We start from the raw sequence: 18,788 nt of genomic DNA, 5'->3' as shown, positions 1-18,788 counted from the left end.
ATAACGCCAAATTTCCTTTCTATTATAGCTGTATTTTTTGAAAATATTACTAGTTAATTCACAATTCCTATCTCTTGTTAGATCCTTTACTACTTTTTATAGATGGTATCGATGGAGCTTGTTCAAAAATAAAGCAAAAAATGCGCAACTGTCGCATTGGATGTTTAATAAGTGATCGTTAGTACTATTATATTTAGCAATATTATAGATATCCCCCATTATAATAACGATAAAATATTGACTAGCGGATTTATTATCGTTATTAAATTTCAAATGGGAGATATTTATTAAGAGGATAAGGGGGAGAATAATGTTGAAAAATAGTAAAAATATATTATTATTTGTTCTATGTTTGGCGGTTCTTAGAGGTTGTTTTACAAGAGAGGGAACGATTGTTGGTGGTAAAGTTCATGGGGGATCAAATAGTATAGATGGGAAGTATAAAAAGTTCACTGGTTTTGCAATTCAAGATATGAATGTGAGAAAAGGCGAAAGCTGGATTTTCTCTTTTGATGATAAAGCTAAGCAAGGAACCATAAAAGCTTATGTTCTAGATTCAAATGATAATACATTACTGGAAGTTACTAGTGGAAAAGGTAAAAATAATATTAAAGTATCTAAAGATGACACATATAAGGTTAAAATTATAACAGAAGAACATGGAGGGGAATTTAGAATATCATAGAAAAAAGAAAAATAGCTAGGTTAATAATGAGAGGACTATTATTTTGTTCTTAGGATTTGAAGGGTTTCCAAAAAAAAATGGGAAGAAGAAAAGCTTTAGAAAGCAAAATAAGCTGATAAACATTTATTTGGAAAATGAATTAACTTCGCATAAAAAAAGAAAATTCGAATTGCTAGCGGAATTATAAAACAATAGAAGTACCCCAATATTTGGGGTGATTTCGAATTCTTAAGTTGATGGGTATGGAGGTGCCATATCATAAATTTCTACGGCGATACTTTAAGTTTTAAAAAATAACAATACTGGAGATATAAAAGAAGAAATGAACAAAGAAACAATTGACCAGTTTATAGGAGACATTCGCAAAAACTCTCCAATTATAAGTATGCAGTTAGTGCATTAATCTTATAATGTATAAAAGACACTTTATAAAGTGTCTTTTATACATTGACATACTATGAAAGAAAATGTAGTGATTAATCATAATGTGTTGGTTACTTCTTGGTTAATCCTAGTATAACATTGAAACAGAAAATTTTAAATATATTTATATATATATATAGATTTTCTTATATTCATGCATATCTCTCATCATCTTCTTTTCGTTTTCATAATTTGTTATTCTGATTTGTAATAACGATAATGAGTTAGTCAATTAAAATCAAATAAAGATTATAAAAAGAACCATGGGAAATAATATTAATTATAGGTTCTCTTTAAAGGAGGATATGATGGATCTTTTAATTAAAGAATTAGAAGTAAATGATTTAGACAATTTACAAGAAATTGATGATAGTTTTATAGTGAATTCTCGTTTAATTCTTTCTCTTTCAAAAGTAAATAAAAAGATAGAATATACAGTTGAAGACGTTTCAACTTATGAGGAAGGCTATTTACATAATCAATATGATGTTGAATTAGCATACACTTAATAGTTATTCAAAAAAACTGTGCACAAAAACTTGCATTATAACAAGTTTTTGGCACAGTTTTTTTATTTTATGCCTTTCATTAAAACCTGAATCTTTGGGGCCATAAAATATAAAACTACACTTAAAATGATTGAAAGGCCACCAATTGCACCGAAATAAATAATTTCTGTTTCAGGATTATATAATCGAACTAGTTGAGCATTTATAGCTTGTGCAGCCGCACTAGTTAAGAACCACAGACTCATCGTTTGAGCAGAGAAGGCAGCTGGTGCTAATTTGGTTGTAATTGATAAACCTACAGGTGATAAACAAAGTTCCCCGATTACTACTAATAGGAAGCTAATCGCTAACCACATAGGGCTTACAAGGGATTCTGTACCATGGATATATGCAGGGATAATCATAACTAAGAAAGATAAACCAGCAAATAATAAACCAATAGCAAATTTATTAGCCGTACTTGGTTGACGTGAATTAAGCTTTACCCATAACCAAGCGAATACCGGTGCTAACAAAACAATATAAATAGGGTTTAATGATTGAAACCATGAAGATTGAAGTTCCACCCCGGCCAACTTTAATTGAGTACGCTGATCAGCATATGAAGCTAAAATGATAGCACCTTGTTCTTGAATGGCCCAAAACATTGTAGCAGCGATAAATAATGGTATGTAAGCAATTAAACGAGACTTTTCAATTTTTGTAGTTTTCGGGCTACGATACATAAAAATAAAGTAACAAGTTGGAATGAGAATACCTAAGATACTTACTAATAAAGTGAATCGATTAATAGTTAAAATACCTGTTGGTATCGTTAAAATACAAAATAGTACTATAGCTAATGTACCAATACTAAACTGTATAATAACTTTTTTTCTTTCGATGTCTGTTAAAGGATTTGGTACTTGTGTTCCTGCTAAACCAAGATTTTTCTTTTTTGTAAGAACAAAAATAATTAAGCCTAATAGCATACCAATTGCAGCAACACCAAAACCTAGGTGGAAGTTATACTTTTGACCAAGTGTCCCTATAATAAAAGGAGATAAAAGAGCTCCTAAATTAATACCCATATAGAAAATACTGAAACCTGAGTCACGTCGAGTATCTGTCTCACTATATAAATCACCAACAATGCTAGATACATTAGGTTTTAATAAACCTGTACCAAGTACTAAAAACACCATAGATATGAATAAAGTACTTATAGTTCCTGGTAGTGCTAAAATCAGGTGACCTATCATAATTAAAACTCCACCCCAAAAAATCGTTCTACTTGAACCTAATAGACGATCTGCAATCCAGCCACCAATAATGCCAGACATGTAAACGAGAGATCCATAGATGGCCATAATTGACGCTGCGGTCGCATGATCCATCCCTAAACCACCTTGTGAGATTGAATAATACATATAGTAAAGTAATATTGCTCTCATCCCATAGTAAGAGAATCGCTCCCAAAACTCTGTAAAGAATAGGGTAAACAGCCCCTTAGGGTGTCCGAAAAAACCGCTTTGCGGAACAGTACGAATAATATCACTTTTACTAAGCTTCTCCATATGAATGCACTCCTTATATTTAAATATAACAATACTAAATTAGTATAAATCAATAATTAGAAAATTAAAATAAAAATTCACTTAGTTAATTATTAGAATTTTTATAAAAAACAAATTTTGTGTTGATTTTAATTTGGGTTTTATTTATATTATTTAATAAAGATATAATGATAGTGTATAAATATTAATACAAAATGTAGGAGGATTTATATATTGTTAATGAAAGAAGTTGCTATAGAAGATATTTATCAGGAAATATTAGATGGAAAAAGAAATAAATTTCCTCCAAATACATGGAAAGAAGATAAAGATAATAAAATGGCGCGGAGGGTAATAACTTATTTACTTAACAGTATTTTAAAATGGAATAAGGAAGACATAAGAATAAACTGGAACACAAAATTAATTGTTAAGTATAGGCTACGAGGATTACTCAAACATAGGTATGAAAATAGCCCTTTTAAAGCAATTAATGATTTGTATCCAAATCAGTTCAAAGAATGGGAATTTGGTATGACTCCTTTAAATTTTTGGACTAAAGAAAAAGCATTAACAATTTTGAAATGGATTATTGAGGAAAAAGAGGGCCTTTCACAAGAAAAAATCTTAGGAGTATACGGGAAAAAATGGTTGGAAAAAAATAAGCTTAGTGCACCTCTGGCTATGTATTGGAATAGTAGCCCGTATGCAATGATTAATGATCTTTATCCAAGGCGTTTTAAAGAATGGGAATTTGGTATGACTCCTAATAACTTCTGGACTAAAGAAAAAGCATTAGAAGCATTGAAATGGACCATTGAAGAAAAAGAGAGATTAACTCCTAAACAATTGCTTGATATATACAATATAAAATGGTTAAAAACCCATGGATTAGCATCAGTATGTCAACTGTTTTGGGGGAATAGTCCGTTTAGAATGATTAATGATTTGTATAGAGACCGTTTTAAAGAATGGGAGTTTAGAGTTACTCCTGTTGGATATTGGTCTAAACGTAAAGCATTGGAGGCGTTAAGGTGGACTATTGAAGAGAAAGAAAAATTGGATGAAAAACAGCTATTAAAAGTATTTAATCAAAAATGGCTAATAAAACAAAAATTATGGACACCGTTAAAACGATATTGGAAAGGAAGTCCATATGAAATGCTTATTGCCCTATATCCAAATCGTTTCTCAAAAAATATGTTAAAAGGATATATGTGAACTACCCGCCACTTAACGTCCTAATGGATTGTTTGAAGTGGGGCTTCTCGGTTAGTCGTTACTTTTGATAGCTAACGAATTCGTCCTAAGACAACCGAGCTAACTCCCTCGTTCCAAAGGTTATTTTATTGCTATCTATGCCAACGCTAATAGGCGTATTGCTTCATTTTTGATATTGATAGCTGCGTTATAATCTCTATCGAGATTTACACCACATATACAAGAATACACTCGCTCAGACAATGACATGTTTTTCACATTTCCACAACTGCTACATGTTTTTGTAGAAGGAAACCATTTGTCTATTTTCACAAGTTGTTTGCCTTGTTCGTGTAGTTTATAAGCTAAAAAAGAAGTGAACATACCCCAACTATTGTCAGCGACACTTTTTCCAAAATGAAGTGCTTGCGACATGCCTTTCATATTTAGATCTTCAATAGCTACAACATCAAAATGAGTAGCTAACTCTTTAGACTTATGATGAAGGAAGTTCTTACGCTGGTTCGCTACTTTTTCATGTAACTTAGCTACACGGATACGTTGTTTATTCCAACGAATAGAACCTTTTGTTCTTCTTGATAATACTCGTTGTGCTTTTGCTAATCGGTCTAACATTTCACGATAGAACTGAGGATAATTGGCTCTCTCATCCTCAGAACTAACGTATAATTGATCCATCGCAAAGTCTAATCCAACAACTGTTTCTACTTCTTTTTGTACAATCTCTTTTTCGTATTCAGTCAAGATAGACACATAGTATTTACCAGTAGGTGTCATAGAAATCGTACATGACTTGATTACATGGTCTTATGGTATTTCTCTATGCTGATTGATATGTACCATTTTCAGTTTTGGCAATTTAATATGACCGTTAAGCAACATAATATTTCCGTTCACTACATTCGTTGTATAAGACTTTCTGTCTTTTTTGCTTTTGAATGTTGGGAAGTCATTTTGACCACGAAAGAAATTCTTATAGGCAGTTTGCAAGTTTAGTTGAGCATTTGCCAATGCTAATGAATCAACTTCTTTTAACCACTCAAATTCTCCTTTGTATTTCGCAGGAGTGGGAAGCTTTTGTTTCTTGAGTTGTTCCTTATCATCTTTGTATTTTTCGTACACTTCTTTTCGTTCAGCTAACATTCTATTATACACGAAACGTACACAACCGAAGGTTTTACGCATAAGATATGCTTGTTCTTCTGTTGGATACAAACGGAATTTATATGCTTTATTCTGCTTTGTCATATCATTTCACCTCACTTTTCACCTTGATTTTCAATATATTTTTTTACTACGTCTATTGATGAACCACCAGTAGTTAGTAAGCAAAAACTTCTTGACCAAAACATCTCTTTCCATAGTTTTTTTCTCACTTGTGGAAAGTCTCTCTTGATGAGTCGAGAGCTTGCACTTTTATAAGCATTGATGAATTTTGTCATTTCTGTATTAGGGTGTGCCTTGAACATAATATGAACATGATCTATATCATGATTCCATTCAACTAATGTAATGTTATAGCTTTCAGATAGTCGAACAAACATATCTTTTGCATAGTCTGACATATCATTATCAAATACATTTCTTCTGTATTTCACGACCAATACAAGGTGATAGTACAATGAGAATACTGAATGATTATTACTATCTAATTTCATTAATATACCAACCTTTATCATTTATAAGACTGATTATATCAGAGGCAACATAAAACGCAAAACGCAAAACGCAAAACCTTTTGGCTACGCCAAACCGAAATTCATCTCCCACCTACCGTTGGTCTACGCCCTTCACACGCTTGAGGAAAGAGAATTCTTTCGGGGAATTCGTTAAAAGTAAAGATTAAATTAATAATTATTAAGAAAGTTTATGATTTAACATGCAGTTATTAATTTGGAGAAAGACACCTTAAAGGTGTCTTTTCTTTATGCATAAAAAATAAAATATCACTTAGTGTAAAAAAATCAAAATGCTACAGGGAATTCTATTAATAATTAAATAAAATTATTCATCCATTGTTCAATCTCTTTTCCTATTAGAACCAAATTTTAGCTAATTGAGATACTCCTTTTATTATCTCTTCTTCACATAAATCACCAAATCCAAGTTGAATATGCGGATATTCTGGTAAATATTCTGAGAAATATTTTGAGCAAGGATAAACAATAATACCGTGATCATGTGCTCTTTGAATTAGCATTTTTTCACTCATTTTTGTTTTCACTTCAATAATAACGAAAATGCCGGAGCTACCACCTTTAATCTTGACATATTCCTTAAAGTGCTTTGATAATTCCTTATTTAATAGATTCATTTTACGTTTATACAAAGCTTTCATCTTTCTTAAGTGCGAGTACCAATATCCTTCATCCATAAAAGTTGCCAATGTTTGCTGATGAATAGATGAGGATGTTTGTTCAAGTAAAGGGAGTATCTTTTTATATTCATGTATTAGCCGCTTAGGCAAAACCATATAACTGACACGGATAGAGGGAAGGAGTGCCTTTGAAAAAGTTCCTAAATAAACCACCCTATCATTGGAATCTAAGCTTTGAAGAGACGGTATAGGTTGATGGATATATCGAAATTCACTATCATAATCATCCTCAATAATATAGCCTTCCACCTTTTTTGCCCAATCAAGTAACTTTAGTCTTTCATTGACAGGAATGGTCACTCCATAAGGAAAGTGGTGAGTAGGAGTGACATATAAAAGTCTAGAAGGCGATTTTAAAAGAAGATCGACTTGAATGCCCCGTTTTTTTACAGGAATTGGATCAATACTAAATGATTGAAGAACAAAAAGTTCCCTTGCCACGTCATACCCAGGATCTTCTACTGCCATAAAATGATATTCTGTCTTTAGCATCAGTGACGAAAGTAATAACAAATATTGTGTACTACTACCAATAATAATTTGTTCTGCAGAAGTATTCACTCCTCTTGATTGAAATAAGTAATCTGCTAGTGCTTTCCTTAATTTAATGTCGCCTTGTTTTTCTCCGTATGAAAACATGCTAGAGTCTTTAATAATTTTGTTTGTAATCATTCTCCATTTTTTCAAAGGGAAGTTTTCTTGATCCACTGTCCCAATCTTAAAATCAATAGTTTTCATGGCAGTATGATTTGTTTCATGATGCAGTTCTCTGATAGGTTCAAAATTTAGTGTTTCATCCGATATAATAGCCTCTACAAAAAAACCTTTTTTGTTTTCACTTCGAATATATCCTTCTGATTGCAGTTGTTCATAGGCAACCTGGGTTGTGTTTCTGCTGACCTCTAATTGAGTAGCGAGTTGTCTAATTGATGGCAACTTTTTACCTTGTTCTAATTTACCAGATAAAATCTGAGTTCGTATATATTGATAAACTTGTTGATACATAGGATTTTTACATTTTCGATTTATGTTAAATATTAGTTCCTTCATTATTTGAATACCTCATCTGTCATTTGTATTTATTGTAAACTGTACCTTTTAGAAATGACAGTATAAATAAATAATGAATTTATAAAAAATTTAATCTAGGAGAAAGTTTATGACAATATTTATGTACATATTTTGTTTGATTGTATGGGGACTCAACTTTATTGCAGTAAAAATTCAAGGAACTCCTGTCAGCTTAGAACTATCCTTAACTTATCGTTTAGTTATGACAGCTTTTTTATTTTTGATTCTTATTTGTTTCCTTCGACCAAGAGGGATGCCAACAAAAAAGGATATTTTATTTGTAATGATTTTTGGTATATGTAACTTTGCATTAAGCTATTTATGCCTTTATTACGCTACAATTTTGAGTTCTGCGGCAATTGTAACGTTAATTTTTTCATTAAAGGTGATTTTGACCCCAATTGCTCTTCGAATTTTCTTAAGAGAAAAGTTACAGTCACGCGTTTTGGTTGGTGGGATTTTAGGTGTATTAGGAGTATGTATACTAATCTATCCGAATTTGAATGGCTTTCAAGGGTTTAATGATATAAAAGGAATTATGGTTGCAATCTTAGGTACGGTTCTTACTGCAATAGGTGATGCGAGCTCGGCACGAAATGCAAACAACAAGGTGAATCCTATCTATGCAAATGCAATTGGATTTACAGTAGGTAGTATATTGCTTGGGGGAATTGTATTATTTCAAGGAGGAAAAGTTACGTTTCCCACATCGTTTTCATATGTAAGTATGTTGCTCTATTTAACTCTGTTTGCTTCATTTGTAGCTTGGTTATTCTATTTGAAACTTGTAGAAAAAATTGGAGGAGCTCGAAGCGGATATATGGTAGCACTTTTCCCTCTAATTGGAGGAATATCTTCCGTTTTAATCGGTGAATCAGATCCATCCCCGTATTTGTTTATTGGATGTTTTTCTAGTTGTATTGGAGCTGCTATCGCATTAGGGTTTAGAACTCAAAAGCAAGATTCGAAATTAACTCTAAAAAGAGTTAATTAAGATAGGAATAAGTGTAATGGATTAGAAAATAGAGTCCATATATTTTTTGTTATTTATATATGAATTGTGAAGGTTCTTTTGCAAAAAAAGACGTCATAAGTCACTTGAAAACTGTGTAGATAAAGGTATGTTTTTTCTGATTTAAAGAAAGTATGTATCAGCACCCTTGGGAATGTATCTTAATATTCGTTCAATTTAATGTGTATTATTTCATACTCTTTTTTAAACTTCTATTTTCATAAAAGATTTAACATTGAAGTGGATACAAAATTGCAGAGATAAAATTCAGAAAGTGTATAAGAAGTGTGTTAGTTTATTGAAAAAAGCCCTACAGGGGACGTAGGGCAAGTCTAAGGGTATTGAAGAATTGTCGATTCTAAAAGTAAAGGACTTCTTGGAATAAAGTTTAACACATAATCCGTTAAAACCTTATATAATAATGTTACAGAAATGTGAATTGCTGATTCTAAAGCACCGTCATTTAAAGCTGAAAAAGAATTAAGAGAAGCAGTGAAATAATTATACATAGTAAAAAAGGATTTGAAATTCATATCAGATCCTTTTTTCATTATTGGTTTAGTATAATTGCTCATCGTGGCTTCTTAACAAGGGTCTAGAAACTAGATATTTTTCAGGTACTACAATCTAAAACTAATAGTTTTCTTTGTTTGTGGTATTTACTTTTCCTAGCTTAACGGACATGGGTGCACTAGATCATAAAAAAAAAATAGATGTTTAGTATTAAATAAAATTAGTATCAATACAATCTTGGTCCTTTAAGGGAACCAAATTAGAGAGCAACATTTCAAAGAGTATCCTGTGATATAACTAAGTAGAATTTTAAACAAGGGGATGATGAGATGAATAAATTGAAGGGGAAAGTTGCATTAGTAACAGGGGCTAGTAGGGGAATAGGACGGAGTATTGCCTTACATCTGGCACAGGCTGGTGCGTTAGTTGTAGTTCACTATAGTACAAGAAAAGAAGAAGCAGAAAGTGTAGTGGATAAAATTAAACAAGATGGCGGTGCCGCATTTGCAATCAGTGCAGATTTAAGTACTTTTAAAGGCATTAATAACTTGTATTTAATGATGGATCAATCTCTTCAAAAACATATAGGTAATACTGCATTTGATATTCTTGTAAATAATGCTGGAATTGGGCAGATTTTAACGTTAGAGGAATCTACAGAGGAGTCTTTTGATGAGGTTATGAATATTAATGTGAAGGCTCCATTTTTCATTATTCAAAAGGCTTTGCCACGTTTAAAAGATGGAGGACGGATTATCAATATTTCATCATTTGTTACACGAGTAGCCTCCCCAAGTGTTTTTGCCTACAGTATATCTAAGGGGGCAATTAATACACTTACTCATACTTTAGCAAAACAACTTGGTGCTCGTGGTATTACAGTAAATGCAATTCTCCCGGGTATAATTAATACAGAAATGAACGCTGAGACATTGGGGAATAAAGATGGCCAAAAATATGCTGCAGGTTTATCGACTTTTAATAGGTGGGGAGAACCTAAAGATATAGCTGATATTGTAGGTTTTCTTTCTTCATCAGACAGTCGTTGGATAACTGGTGAGTTAATCGATGCTAGTGGTGGATCTTGCTTATAATGCTAGAGGAAAAGCCGACTTAATATGAGTTGAATTAGCAACTCTAGTCTTTATTTGTTAAATAACCGAACTAGGCACCACTGATTAGCACTTACAAAAGCCAGCTTGAAATGAGTCCAAATGTAGTAAATCAATCAAGGTAGAGAAGCAATTAAGCTGTAGTAGGGTTAATGGTAAGTGCGAATAGTAAAAATGCAATGAATATGCACAATTTCATATATAAATAGGTACTTTTTGTTAACTCTTTCACATGGAACGAAATGTATGAAATTAGTATGATAGAATCAATTTGTATTAAATATAAAGGGGATGAGTGTATGCTAAAAAGAATGATTTTAGGAGTTTCATCATTAGTAGTGGGAGCAACAGTTGGTTTAGCGACAGATGTATCTGCAGCACCTGCACCACCATTAACATCATTAAATGTAGTAAAAGTTGAATCTCAATTAGGCGGAGTTGAATTTATAGGTCCAAACAATTTAAGTACAGTTAAAGATCATGGAGGAAGTTATTTATACATTTATACAAATGAAATGGGATATGGTAGAAATCCGATTGCTCAAATGAGTGGTCAAAAACTAAAAAAAGTAGATTCTAAGATGATTGATATTAATGGTGATAGAACTGTTGATGGATGGGAGTATAAATGGGATGCTTCGGGACAGCAAAATGGACAATTCAAATATCAAAACACATCTACAAATGCACCTTGGAATACATTATCTACGTCATTAAATATTAAATAAGCTAACAGAAGAATCTTATGTTAATTTTTTGGTCGGTTGCAATATTTAATGTTTAGGTAACTAAAGGAGTCTACGTTTTTTGTGGACTCTTTTAATCTATTGAAAAGACACGTACAAATTGATAAGCTATTTTATCTAATTATCACGATTTTTGTTTACATAATGTTATTTCCGTAAACAAATTTAGGGTTAATAGTGTGAGTAATTAAGGAAATAAATCTATTGAAATATCATGAAATGTCAAAGAAGTCTTTCAGTATAATAATCTAAAACTATTTATGAATTTTTATAATATTTTTAGCAAACATTTAATCACAAATCATACGATTTTATTTCAAAATACTATAATTTGATTAGTAAAAGTAGTGAAAAAAACATTAAACATAACTAGGTAGCGTAGCTAATGTTATTTTTTTACATAATTTGTTTAATAGTATGTAAATCGTTATTATTCAATGTAACTAATATAATTTAAAAGGAGATTGGAAGTTATGTTTAAAGCTAAAACAAATGGAAGAATAAAAAAGATTGTTATGTTTACTGCGGCTTGCACCATGATGTCAATGTATGGGGCACCAATTTCTAGTACAAAGGCAGCAATCCGATCTCATGCCCCATCAGTTTATGTAACACCACAAAATACTGCTGCTTCAGATATTATTAGCATAGACTGGTCACCAGTCCAAACAGCTCCTTATACGTATTGGGCTGTGCATAATTGGAATCAGGGGGGAGAGGGTGGTGGTTATGCTGGCTTCCAACAACAAAGTGGTTTTGATCAAACTGGTAAACGTACCCTTCACTTTGCGCTTTGGGATCCAATAGCATCAAACCAAGCAATAAAAGCTGAATATTTATCGCCGACTTCAGAAGCCAGTAGATTTGGTGGAGAAGGAACAGGTCTGAAGGTACAAACAACTTATAATTGGAAAGATAGTGAATGGTATCGAATGACTCTACGTTCTTGGCAAGAAGATGGCCATACAAAATTTGGCCAGTGGATAAAAGATAATAAATTAAATCAATGGAAGTTAGTTGCTATTATGGATCATCCAGTTGCAAATGTTGCATTTAATTATGGTCTATCGATGTTCCAAGAGGACTGGGCTGGTAATGGACAAGATGTAAGAGAAGCACGCTTAAAAAATGGATACAGTAGAAAAGTTTCAGATAAACAATGGAATTCTTGGAATAATCAGCGTATCAGTGGACAACATGATACATCTTATCAATACGATGGAGGAGCAACTTCAGAATATCTATGGGTTAGGGCAGGAGGAAATACTCAATCAACTATTGGTACTGGAAAAACTTTTAATATAAATCAGCCTAGTCAACCAGAAATGGGAAATTTAGATTTTGATATCCAAAATACTCGCTTTGAAGCTGGAAAATTAAATGTTTCATGGAAATTGAAAGAACAAAGTACTCCACAGTTTAAAGGGAAAATTGAAATCTATGACAATGAAAAGTTAATGGGACAACCTATAAAAGTAATTGATAATATTAAGTCCTACCAAACTGAGGTAAGTCAAACTATGCAATTGCCTCAAACAGCTTTTGCTAAAATTATATTAACAGATATATTTGATCGAACTGTAGAGAAAAAAGTAGGAATTACAAATGGAAATTCTGATATTTTAGTAGGGAATCGATTTGCATGGTCCCTAAAAGGAATTAGTGATTTTGAGTTTGCAAAAATCAATTTCAATAAGTCGACAGAAGAAATGCAAATTGACTTAGAAGCAGGCGTACCGCATCATTATTTTAATGAAACCTATGCGAGTATTAAAGTACAAAATGCATCAGGAAAAGTAGTATATAATAAAGATATTTATGGAAACAAACAACAAAATGCTGAATCGCAAAAAGTTCCAGTCAAAGTAGGAGATTATATTGAATTAACACATCTTGAAGGTGTACATAGAGCGAATTTCACAAATTTAGACAACAGTAAACAAGAAAGCTTTGGAAAAAAAGCAATGTATGAAGTCACACAAGAAGGCATGAAGAAAGTAGAAAAAATGCCAGAAGCAACAATTTTAGACGGAAATCAATTTACATGGTCCCTAAAAGGATATAGTGATCGAGAAATTGCAAAGATGGATTATAATAAAGCGGCAGAAGAGCTGAAAATCAAATTAGAAGCTGGTGTACCGCATTCTTACTTCAATAGCACATATGCAAGTATTAAAGTCCAGAATTTGTCTGGTAGCGTTATGTACAATAAGGAAATCATAGGAAATAGACAACAAAATGCTGAAACCCAAACAGTGCCCGTAAAAGTGGGAGATTACATTGAATTAACTCATATAGAAGGAGACGCTGTAAAGGAAAAAACACGCGCAACATTAATGAATCTTGAAAATAACAAAAATGAAACTATTGGAAAGACAGCAAGATACCAGGTTACAAAAGAGGGCTTAAAGAAAGTAGAAAAAATGCCAGAGACAACAATTCTAGATGGAAAACAATTTGTATGGTCATTAAAAGGATATAGTGATCGAGAAATTGCAAAAGTAGATTATAATCAAACAGCAGAAGAGCTGAAAATCAAATTAGAAGCAGGCGTACCGCATTCTTACTTCAATAGTACATATGCAAGTATTAAAGTCCAGAACTCGTCTGGTAGCGTTATGTACAATAAGGAAATCATGGGAAATAGACAACAAAATGCTGAAACCCAAACAGTACCTATAAAAGTGGGAGATTATATAGAATTTACTCATATAGAAGGGGAAGCAGCAAAGGAAAAAACAAGAGCGACTTTAACTAACCTTGAGAATGAAAAACAGGAATATATAGGAAAGAAAAGAACATATCAGGTTACATCTACAGGATTAATAAGACAATAAAAGTATAAAAAAGTTGGGGGAATCCTCAACTTTTTTGTCATTTTAGCCAAGAAGACTCCTTCCAAGCTGTGAGGTTTATAAACTGTATTTTCAGAAATATTACGAGCGTGTAAGAAAAGTGTAAGGTAATTCAATATGAGAAAAATAATCTTACTACTACAATGAATAACAGATACATTCATGAAAAAATCTGTGGTGTGATATCAAGTTATTTTAGTGCTTGAAACATTTGACCAAGTTTAAATAAGGAAATTCAAAACTAGACCATCAAATGTGACAAGATAAATGAAGATTCTATTTTTCTTACGGATTGTAGTGGTATAATCCACAGCAATTTGGCATTTCTAACTTTGCACGAATTAGGGCATGTCTGTGATTCAAAGCTCGATTGTTGTATTAGTAATCAATATATAAAATGCATAGGTACAAAATTATATTCATAAAAACAGAGGTGTAAAATGAACATTATTTTCAGTCTAATCGCTAGTTATGCGATTCCTACGATACTACTCACATTATTGTTACTACTTTTATTTGTTTTTAGTTATTTTGTAGTATACAAAAAGATATGTAAAAGAGAAAAAAAACTAACTGTACAACAAATTATATTGTTTGTTTTAATAACAGGATACTATTCCCTTGCATTATCAGCTACTTCATTTGGTCGTTCAGATGATATGGCCTTTGCAAGAACAATTGACTTTGATGTACTTAGTGTCTATAAAAAAGCATGGAATATATTTTCATTTTCTTCCTTTTTCCATATCATTGTGAATATAGGTATGCTTTTTCCGTTAGGAATTTTATTACCTTTATTTAGTAAGGTTTTTCAAAAAACAAAATGGATGTTAATCATCTCAATTATAGCAAGTTTATTGATTGAAATTCTTGAATTTACACTGCAACGAGGAAGTATGGAGCTAGCCGATTTACTTCATAATACTTTAGGCATGATGCTAGGATATTCTGTGTTAAACATAGTTCTTATATTTTTGAAAAAAAATGAAACAGATACAAAAATAATCAAATATTTATACCTTCCCATTACAGTAAGTTTCGTCGCACTCGGAATAATGATTTCGTATCAAATGAAGGAATTTGGAAATATGCCTATTGATCCCATTACAAAAACTGATATGTCTCAAGTTACTATAAAAACATCAATAGAGTTAAAAGACGAAGGGGAAAAAGTGCCTGTTTACAAATATTACGGTACAAAAAAATCACATGTTCGAGATGTTGAAATTCTTTCTCCAAAGGAAGCATTTCAAAAACTGAAACAAGGAGAATTTGATCCTATAGGATCTTTCAAAGCAGGTGATACATTATTCATTACAAAATATAATATGGATTACTACACTGATACAAAAGGTTTCTCTCAACCTATATATGTTTTTAAAGTACATTTAAATGATAATGACGAAGAGATTTGGTCTCAGCCTATTTCTGCAAGAAAATAACGTAAATTTGGTTCTGTTGCAAAGTTTTTTTAGAAATATTATGAAGAGGCTACTAGTACTGGCTGTAATTCATGATAAATCGAAAAGGCGGAGTCTGTTTGAAGACTTCGTCTTTATTTGTAAAGTGCATGCAAGGGTATGGAAATGATTTAGGAGATAAGGGGCATCTTTTATCAAATCTCACTCTTAGTGTGTACATTTGGAGGGAATTTCTCATATGAAATTAGTAAAAGTAAAAGATCTTAGTAAAGAATACAAAGGGAAGGTTTCACATACGGCACTTTCAAATATTAATTTAACAATTACAGAGGGGGAGTTTGTTGGGATTATGGGCCCATCGGGTAGTGGGAAAACAACATTATTGAATATGATTTCTACTATTGACTCGCCAACATCAGGCAGTGTATTCATTCATAATAAAAATCCGTATCAACTCTCACCCAATGATTTGGCCTTATTTCGCAGACAGGAATTAGGATTCGTCTTTCAATCCTTTAATCTGTTGCATACTTTAACAGTAAAAGAAAATATGGTTATTCCACTCGTATTAGATGGCATGGATGTGAAGAGAATAAATAAACGAATAGAATCAATATCGGAGAAGTTAGCAATCAACGAAATCTTAAACAAACGAACTTATGAAATATCAGGAGGCCAAGCACAACGAACAGCGATTGCCCGTGCACTCATTCACTCTCCTAAATTGGTTCTGGCGGATGAGCCAACAGGAAACTTAGATTCTAAAGCCTCTCAAGACGTTATGGAGCTATTAACACTATTAAATAAAGTAGAAAAGGCTACAATGATGTTAGTAACGCACGATCCAGTTGCTGCAAGTTACTGTGACCGCATTATTTTTATTAAAGATGGACAGCTATACAATGAAGTTTGCTACAATGATGATCGTCCATTATTTTATAAAAACATTATGGATAATCTTTCTAAGTTAGGGGGGAATAAACATGACTTTTAGGCAGCTTGCAATCAATAATGTTTTACGGAATCAACGAATATATCTTGGCCATTTTTTTAGTAGTACATTTGCGGTATTGATTTTTTTCACTTATGGATTACTTGTCTTTCATCCGAACCTACAAGGCGAACTGACTCATGTAAGTACCATCATGAGTACATTTGGAAAAATAGGATTTCATTTATCGTATTACTTAATCTTTGTCTTTTCTTTCTTATTTATTTTCTATTCTGTTAGTGCATTTTTAAAAAATAGAAAAAAAGAGTTTGGATTATTAATGTTACATGGAATGTCTCATCAACAGCTTCATCGATTAATTTTTTTCGAAAATATGTTGATTGGAATCCCTTCTATAGTAGTAGGCATCGGACTTGGGATGGTTTTTTCTAAATTATTTTTACTAGTTAGTGGGTCTTTATTAGGAGTAGAGAAAACGTTAGCATTTTACTTTCCATTAAAGGCAATGGTAGTAACAGCAATGTCTTTTTTTATTTTATTTCTACTCATTTCGTTATTCACATCAAAAATGGTGAAAATGAATGAGCTTGTAGAACTCATAAAATCAGAGGAAAAACCAAAACCTGAGCCAATAGCGTCTGTTTGGATCTCCGTGTTGGTCATTATTTTATTTGGAGCGGGTTACTCCTGCGTTCACCACAGTATCGCCGCGGCCGATTATATGAGTTTAAATTCATTATTCCTACTCGTAGGAGTAGGTGTCGTATTAGTTGTATTTGGAACCTATCTTTTCTTTACTCAATTGTGTGTATATGTGTTATCCGCTTTAAAAAATAGAGAAACAACATTCTTTAAAAAAACCAACCTTCTTGTTATTTCAGAATTAACGTATCGAATCAAAGATAATGCGAGAACGTTCTTTATCGTCACAATTATTTCTGCAGTTTCTTTTACAGCAATTGGAGTTTGTACGGCTATCGCAAATCCTGAATTGGCAAAACATGAGACTCCATATGCATTTACCTATAAATCCGATAAGGGGAACACACAAGAAAAAAAGCATATTGAAGAGATAAAAAAACAGTTAAAAGAATCTGGACTTTCTTATAAACTTGTAGCAACAGAATTTAAAAGGATAAACGGAGTGCCGTTCATTAACCTTTCTACGTATAATGAATACGCTAAAACATTAGGATATAAAATAGAGAAATTAACAAATGAGAATGAAAGTATCAGAATAATATCAAAGAAAAACCAAAATACTGTAGTATATTTAAAGCCTTTTGAATTAAAATATAGTGAACTGGAAGAATCATTTTTTGTTCAAAAAGCAATCCTTATCCCAGAATTAGCAAATGCATTTGAAAAACCTTATATTATCTCCGATGCTGTTTACAATAAGATGTTAAATAATCAACAAGAAGGCCCACTCAGAGATTACACGATTTACGGATTTATCGTTAAAAATTGGTCTGAAACAAGTGCGATTTCTACAAAGCTTATAAAGTTCATTAGTACGAGTCAAGAGGATTATTATTCCTTTTCATCTTTGTATTTAAAATGGATTGAATTGAAACAACAAAACGGATTACTTTCTATTTCAAGTGTAATGGTGGGGATTGTATTTTTCGTATTTACACTTAGCTTTTTATATTTCCGTCTATTTACTGATTTAGAACGTGATCAAGAGCAATACCAAATGATTTCAAAATTAGGTTTAAGCCAAAGTGAGTTAAAGCAAATCGTGACAAGACAGATGATGTTACTATTTTTTTTACCAATTGTAGTGGCTATGATTCATAGCAGTTTTGCATTTTTAACTTTTCATCAATTAGGACAAACTGTGAGTAAGGAAATGTCTGTTATTCAAAGCTCAATTGTTGTATTAGTAAGCTTTATTTGCATGCAAGTGATTTATTTCCTTATTATTAGACATCATTATTTAAAACGCATATGTACAAAAATGTATTTATAAAAAAGATAAACAAAAAATTCAAGGTGTATACTCTATCACTAAATTTGGTAGGATATGCACTTTTAGTATGTTGAAAAATATACCAAGATTAATCTATGTTTGTCCCAATTTCCCTTGACCTTCTTGATTTAATCATTTGTGAGTGGCTCCAAAAAAATCGATGCCGTACCCCTAAAACAAACGACAGTAATAGCCAATGGCTACCAAAATAATAAATTGCTTAAATTGCTCTCCTTTAAAATATCTCATGTATGATTTTCCTAACTCTATTTTGCGAAAATTTAGCTTAGGCTTTAAAACTTTACAACAGAACCTTTTAAAGTAAACTTTTGAATACAGATTGTCTTTAATGACAATAGAAATGAAAAAAGAATTTATAAT

The 18,788-nt window shown here is 32.0% G+C and carries 12 protein-coding genes and 4 pseudogenes; 10 read left to right on the top strand and 6 right to left on the bottom strand.

Annotation, left to right across the window (positions count from 1 at the left end):
* Positions 1-310 precede the first annotated feature (310 nt).
* The gene (locus tag KZZ19_RS28530; RefSeq protein WP_348638049.1) at positions 311-685 is read left to right on the top strand and encodes a hypothetical protein; all 375 of its coding nucleotides are present in this window, start codon (positions 311-313) and stop codon (positions 683-685) included.
* A gap of 731 nt (positions 686-1,416) precedes the next feature.
* Positions 1,417-1,611: pseudogene (locus tag KZZ19_RS28525) on the top strand (GNAT family N-acetyltransferase); the annotation flags it as partial.
* 68 nt (positions 1,612-1,679) lie between these two features.
* Here the strand turns inward: KZZ19_RS28525 and KZZ19_RS28520 are convergent.
* Complete coding sequence (locus KZZ19_RS28520; protein ID WP_098342261.1) at positions 1,680-3,173, bottom strand: peptide MFS transporter; 1,494 nt, start codon at positions 3,171-3,173, stop codon at positions 1,680-1,682.
* Between the two features lie 213 nt (positions 3,174-3,386).
* On the opposite strand from KZZ19_RS28520, the gene KZZ19_RS28515 reads away from it, so the two are divergent.
* Positions 3,387-4,373, top strand: coding sequence for a DUF4046 domain-containing protein (locus KZZ19_RS28515; protein WP_237982416.1), 987 nt, complete (start codon positions 3,387-3,389; stop codon positions 4,371-4,373).
* Positions 4,374-4,508: 135 nt separating this feature from the next.
* Here the strand turns inward: KZZ19_RS28515 and KZZ19_RS28510 are convergent.
* From KZZ19_RS28510 to KZZ19_RS28500, 3 genes and pseudogenes are all read right to left on the bottom strand, one after another.
* Positions 4,509-5,621 (bottom strand): annotated as a pseudogene (locus KZZ19_RS28510) (RNA-guided endonuclease TnpB family protein).
* 11 nt (positions 5,622-5,632) lie between these two features.
* Positions 5,633-6,031 carry an IS200/IS605 family transposase gene (gene tnpA / locus KZZ19_RS28505; RefSeq protein ID WP_016136354.1) on the bottom strand — a complete coding sequence of 133 codons (399 nt, stop codon included), beginning with the start codon at positions 6,029-6,031 and terminating at the stop codon, positions 5,633-5,635.
* Between the two features lie 377 nt (positions 6,032-6,408).
* Positions 6,409-7,800 (bottom strand): PLP-dependent aminotransferase family protein, encoded by a 1,392-nt coding sequence (locus KZZ19_RS28500; protein WP_237982415.1) that lies wholly within the window; start codon positions 7,798-7,800, stop codon positions 6,409-6,411.
* A 109-nt stretch (positions 7,801-7,909) separates the two neighbouring features.
* Between KZZ19_RS28500 and KZZ19_RS28495 the strand changes: the two genes are divergently transcribed.
* The 5 genes from KZZ19_RS28495 (at position 7,910) to KZZ19_RS28475 (ending at position 15,501) form a co-directional block, all read left to right on the top strand.
* Positions 7,910-8,815 (top strand): DMT family transporter, encoded by a 906-nt coding sequence (locus KZZ19_RS28495; protein WP_237982414.1) that lies wholly within the window; start codon positions 7,910-7,912, stop codon positions 8,813-8,815.
* A gap of 860 nt (positions 8,816-9,675) precedes the next feature.
* Entirely contained in the window at positions 9,676-10,440 is a 765-nt protein-coding gene (locus KZZ19_RS28490; RefSeq protein WP_237982413.1) for an SDR family oxidoreductase, read from the top strand.
* A gap of 260 nt (positions 10,441-10,700) precedes the next feature.
* Positions 10,701-11,186, top strand: coding sequence for a DUF4879 domain-containing protein (locus KZZ19_RS28485; RefSeq protein ID WP_002001753.1), 486 nt, complete (start codon positions 10,701-10,703; stop codon positions 11,184-11,186).
* A 491-nt stretch (positions 11,187-11,677) separates the two neighbouring features.
* Positions 11,678-14,041 carry a putative mucin/carbohydrate-binding domain-containing protein gene (locus KZZ19_RS28480; RefSeq protein WP_237982412.1) on the top strand — a complete coding sequence of 788 codons (2,364 nt, stop codon included), beginning with the start codon at positions 11,678-11,680 and terminating at the stop codon, positions 14,039-14,041.
* A 458-nt stretch (positions 14,042-14,499) separates the two neighbouring features.
* Positions 14,500-15,501, top strand: a complete 1,002-nt coding sequence (locus KZZ19_RS28475) for a VanZ family protein (RefSeq protein WP_226546314.1) — start codon at positions 14,500-14,502, stop codon at positions 15,499-15,501.
* Between the two features lie 38 nt (positions 15,502-15,539).
* Here KZZ19_RS28475 and KZZ19_RS28470 read toward each other — a convergent pair.
* Positions 15,540-15,635: pseudogene (locus KZZ19_RS28470) on the bottom strand (IS6 family transposase); the annotation flags it as partial.
* 83 nt (positions 15,636-15,718) lie between these two features.
* Between KZZ19_RS28470 and KZZ19_RS28465 the strand changes: the two are divergent.
* Together KZZ19_RS28465 and KZZ19_RS28460 are read left to right on the top strand one after the other, a co-directional pair.
* Positions 15,719-16,474: an ABC transporter ATP-binding protein gene (locus tag KZZ19_RS28465; RefSeq protein WP_237982411.1), complete on the top strand. Its 756-nt coding sequence runs from the start codon at positions 15,719-15,721 to the stop codon at positions 16,472-16,474.
* Positions 16,464-18,407, top strand: coding sequence for an FtsX-like permease family protein (locus tag KZZ19_RS28460; protein ID WP_237982410.1), 1,944 nt, complete (start codon positions 16,464-16,466; stop codon positions 18,405-18,407). The genes KZZ19_RS28465 and KZZ19_RS28460 overlap by 11 nt, the downstream gene beginning before the upstream one ends.
* Before the next feature lie 180 nt (positions 18,408-18,587).
* On the opposite strand, the pseudogene KZZ19_RS31260 reads toward KZZ19_RS28460, so the two are convergent.
* A pseudogene (locus tag KZZ19_RS31260) lies at positions 18,588-18,656 on the bottom strand (IS6 family transposase); the annotation flags it as partial.
* Positions 18,657-18,788: the final 132 nt, after the last annotated feature.

The sequence above is a fragment of the Bacillus thuringiensis genome, from assembly GCF_022095615.2.
Taxonomy (GTDB): domain Bacteria; phylum Bacillota; class Bacilli; order Bacillales; family Bacillaceae_G; genus Bacillus_A; species Bacillus_A cereus_AG.
This window is presented reverse-complemented; position numbering and strand designations above follow the sequence as displayed.